The 3,860-nt window shown below is 65.8% G+C and carries 2 protein-coding genes and 1 pseudogene; all 3 read left to right on the forward strand.

What is annotated here, in order from left to right; translation table 11 throughout:
* Positions 1-94: 94 nt before the first annotated feature.
* Positions 95-2,848, forward strand: a complete 2,754-nt coding sequence (locus tag EOA85_RS29780; protein ID WP_127212135.1) for a DUF2339 domain-containing protein — start codon at positions 95-97, stop codon at positions 2,846-2,848.
* 154 nt (positions 2,849-3,002) lie between these two features.
* Entirely contained in the window at positions 3,003-3,521 is a 519-nt protein-coding gene (locus EOA85_RS29785; RefSeq protein WP_065009856.1) for an RNA polymerase sigma factor, read from the forward strand.
* Positions 3,518-3,860 (forward strand): annotated as a pseudogene (locus tag EOA85_RS29790) (anti-sigma factor); the annotation flags it as partial. The gene EOA85_RS29785 and the pseudogene EOA85_RS29790, both read left to right, overlap by 4 nt.

Consider the following 3,860-nt stretch of genomic DNA (forward strand, 5'->3'; position numbering starts at 1 on the left):
CCTTTGCGCGTCCGAAAGGACGCGCGGCGCTGTAGTGTGGCCGTCTGGCCGCCGTATTTGTCAGTAACTACTGGCTTGGTTTGGGGGAACCGCCATGTTCGAAAGCCTGATCGGCCTAGTCGCGATCATCGCGCTATTCGTCATTATCTCGCGCCAGCAGAGCCGCATCGGCCTGATCGAGCGCGAACTTGGTGCGCTGCGCAGCCTCGTGCTTTCGGGCGCGCATGTGGCCCCGCCGCAGGCCAAGCCGGTAGAACCGGCCGCAAACGACAGCAAGCCAGCAGACGCGGCAGTTGGGGCCGTGACCGATATTGTCCCGTCATCGGCGGGCGAGGCTGAGGAAAAGCCGTCCACAGAGGTTGAGGCCGCGGAGATTGCATCCGGACCGTGGGCTGCGGGCGAAGCGGCGCCGGCTGGATCTGCACCAGCGCAACCGGCCGACGTGACGGCGAAAGCGACGCAGAAACCCGACATCGAAACGGCGCTCGGCACCCGATGGGCGGTCTGGGTCGGCGGCATCGCGCTGGCGCTGGGCGGCCTGTTCCTGATCCGCTACACCATCGAGGCCGGCATTTTCGGTCCCGGCGTGCGGCTGAGCATGGCAGCAATGCTCGGGCTGGTGCTGGTCGCCGTTGGCGAGTTCATCCGCCGCACCGGCTTCAGGGTGCCGGTGCAGGGCGTCGCCGGCGCCTATATTCCGGCGATCCTGACGGCGGCCGGTGCTTTCATCCTGTTCGGCACGGTTTATGCCGCGCATGGCGTTTACGGCTTCATCGGGCCGGCGCTCGCCTTCACGCTGCTCGGCGCCATCGGTGTGGCGACCATCGCGGCCGCCCTCGTCCACGGCCAGGCGCTGGCCGGCATCGGCCTGCTCGGCGCGGTGGTGACGCCGATGCTGGTCGCCTCGCAGGCGCCGAATCCTTGGGCACTGTTCGGCTATTTGGCGATCGTGCTCGCCGCCACCGGCGTCATCGCCCGCCTGCGCGACTGGAAATTGCTGATGGCGGCAGCGTTCGTCGGCACCGGCCTCTGGACCATTCTTTACATGACTGATGCGCCGGGCACGAACCTGCCTGTCATCCTCTTCATCAATGCGGTGACCCTGGCCGTGCTCGCCTTCGTCTGGCTCGGCCGTCGCGGTGGCGAAGCAGAGCCCGCCAGGGGCTTCGACTGGCCGTCCATCGCACCTGGCTTCTTCGTCGGCCTTTCGGCGATGGCGCTGTTCGTCGACCCGGCATTCGCTGCCGGCGATGCTCTGCCGGGAGCAGCCCTTATCGCAGCCCTGGTCGCGATAGCGCTCTACCGGCCGCTGGCGCTGGCGCTCCTGCACGCCGCAGGGCTGGCGACGGTGCTGGTCTATCTCGGCATCATTCCGCCAACCTCCGTCGCTTCAGATTTTTCAGGTGGCGCTCTCGGCGTCGATGGTCTGCCGGCGACTGTGTCCGACACGCTGATGCTCAGGATCGGCATTTTTCTCGGACTTGTGTTCATCGGAGCCGGCTTCTGGACAGCGCGCAAATTTGCCGCATCGGCTCACATCCGCGCCGCCTCATGGGCGGCATGGGGCGTTATCGCGCCGCTGGTCATTCTGTTCGCGCTCTGGTTCACTTTCGGCAATCTCGACCGCGATCTTGTCTACGCGGCCTTTGCAGCCCTTCTGGTCGTGGTCTTCGCCGCCGGCGGCGAGTGGATCGCGCGCGGTGAGGAGCCGCCGCTAAGGGGCGGTGCTGCCGTCTCGTTCGCGCTTGGTGGGGCAGCAGTCGCCACCTTGCTAATGATCTACATGGCTTTCGGGTCCGGCTGGACCACCATCCTGCTGGGTGCCGCGGCCGTCGTGCCGGCGCTGGCCACCCGCTGGCGCGCCTATCCGGTGCTCGGCTGGATTTCGGTCGGTGCGGTTATCGCGGTGCTCGGCCGCATCGCCTTCGATCCGACAATCGTCGGCGCCGAGTTTCTGTCGACGACGCCGGTGTTCAACTGGCTGCTGCCGGGATACGGCGTTCCGGCGCTCGCCTTTGGCTTTGCAGCGTGGCAGCTCGCCCGCACCACCAATGGCCGGCCGCGCCTCGCCATGGAAGCGGGCGCTGCGCTATTTGCGCTGCTCACGATTGCCATATTGGTGCGCCACGCCATGCATGGCGGCGTCATCGACACGGGTGCTGCGACACTCGCCGAACAGGCGATCTACACGCTGATCGCCATCGGCGCCGGCGCGATCCTGGTCGCCATCGACATGCGCTCGCCAAGCTCGGTGCTGCGCTATGGTTCGCTTGCCGCGGGTGTTGTCTCGGTCGCCTTCATCGTCATCCAGCATTTCCTGGCGCTGAACCCGCTGTTTACGGACGAATCGACCGGCGAGATCCCGGTGTTCAACCTTGTGTTTCTCGCCTATCTCTTGCCGGCCGTGGCTGCTGGGGGGCTCGCGCTCTATGCCAGAGACAAGCGGCCGAAATGGTATGCCGCGATGCTGGCGCTGGTGGCGGCACTGCTCGCTTTCGTCTATGCGACGCTGTCGGTGAGGCGGCTGTTCAAGGGCGAGTTCATCGGCCTGTGGAGCGGCCTTGGCCAGCTTGAAACCTACACCTATTCCGCGCTGTGGCTGATCATTGGTGTGGCGCTGCTTACCGCCGGCGTCTGGCTCAAGTCGCAGGTGCTGCGCATCGCGTCGGCCGCGCTGATCTCGGTCGCCGTGTTGAAGGTCTTCCTCTTCGACATGTCGGAACTGGAAGGCGTGCTGAGGGCGCTGTCCTTCATCGGCCTCGGCGCGGTGCTGATCGGCATCGGCCTGTTCTATCAGCGGCTGTTGACAAGAGCGGCGAGGGAAAAGCTTCAGACGAGCAATAGCTAACAGTTTTCAATTAAACCGGGAATAAATCGCCCGCCGGCCGCGTTATCTTGTTGCTTGGGTGACCAGGGCGGCGGACCGCTTCGCGCTGGCCGCTTGCGCAGCGCCGCGAAGGCGCGTTCAATCGGATGAACAAGGCACCTCAGAACCAGCGGTCATGGACGAAAAGAAGGCAGCAATCCTGGGCGAAATACCGCGCCTGCGCCGATATGCGCGCTCGCTGCTGCGTGACCGCGATTCCGCCGACGATCTCGTTCAGGACTGTCTCGAGCGGGCGCTTGTGCGGCTCGACAACTGGCAGACTGGAGAAAGCCCCAGGAGGTGGTTGTTTACGATCATGCATCATTTATTCATCGACCAGATGCGCAAGGTGAACCGGCGTGGCGAAGCCGCGATGCTGCCGCTGGAAGCGGGCGAAGCGCAGGCAGCACCCGCCGAGCAAGTGGAGAGCATCGCCTCGCGCGAGATTATCGACGCATTGCAGGCGATCAGCCCCGACCGGCGCGCGGCACTGGTCATGGTCGCCATCGAAGGCTTTTCCTATGCCGAGGCCGCGACCATCCTCGGCGTGCCGGCCGGCACGCTGATGTCGCGCATCGCGCGCGGGCGTGATGAGTTGCGCGGCCTGCTGGATGACGCCGCGCGCCGCCGGGCGATAAGGATCGTCGAGAAATGACCCGGCGCGATTTTTCCGAACGCGACATCCACATGGCGCTCGACAGCGAGTTGCCGGGCGACGAGCGCGTGGCGTATGACGCCTGGCTCGATGCCAATCCTGAATTGAAGGCGAGAAGCGCCCGCTACGTCGCCGACCGCGCAGCCCTTCGTGCCGCTTTCGCCGGCGTGCTCGACGAGCCGGTGCCGGCGCGGTTGCAAAAGATCGTGTTCGGCGAGGCGCCGGTCAAGACGGCGGCATCGCGCTCGCGCTGGTGGCTGGCGGCTGCGGCTGCGGCGGCGGTGGCCATCGGCGGTGTTGGTGGTTATGTCGCCGGCATCGACCATCTCGGTCTGGAAG

Origin of the sequence: Mesorhizobium sp. M5C.F.Ca.IN.020.29.1.1, from assembly GCF_003997375.1 — a bacterium.
GTDB lineage: Bacteria > Pseudomonadota > Alphaproteobacteria > Rhizobiales > Rhizobiaceae > Mesorhizobium > Mesorhizobium wenxiniae.

What these genes read in the sequence shown, in the direction of transcription:
- EOA85_RS29780 (WP_127212135.1), top strand. Translation starts at nt 95, where the DNA reads ATGTTCGAAAGCCTGATCGGCCTAGTCGCGATCATCGCGCTATTCGTC.
- EOA85_RS29785 (WP_065009856.1), top strand. Translation starts at nt 3,003, where the DNA reads ATGGACGAAAAGAAGGCAGCAATCCTGGGCGAAATACCGCGCCTGCGC.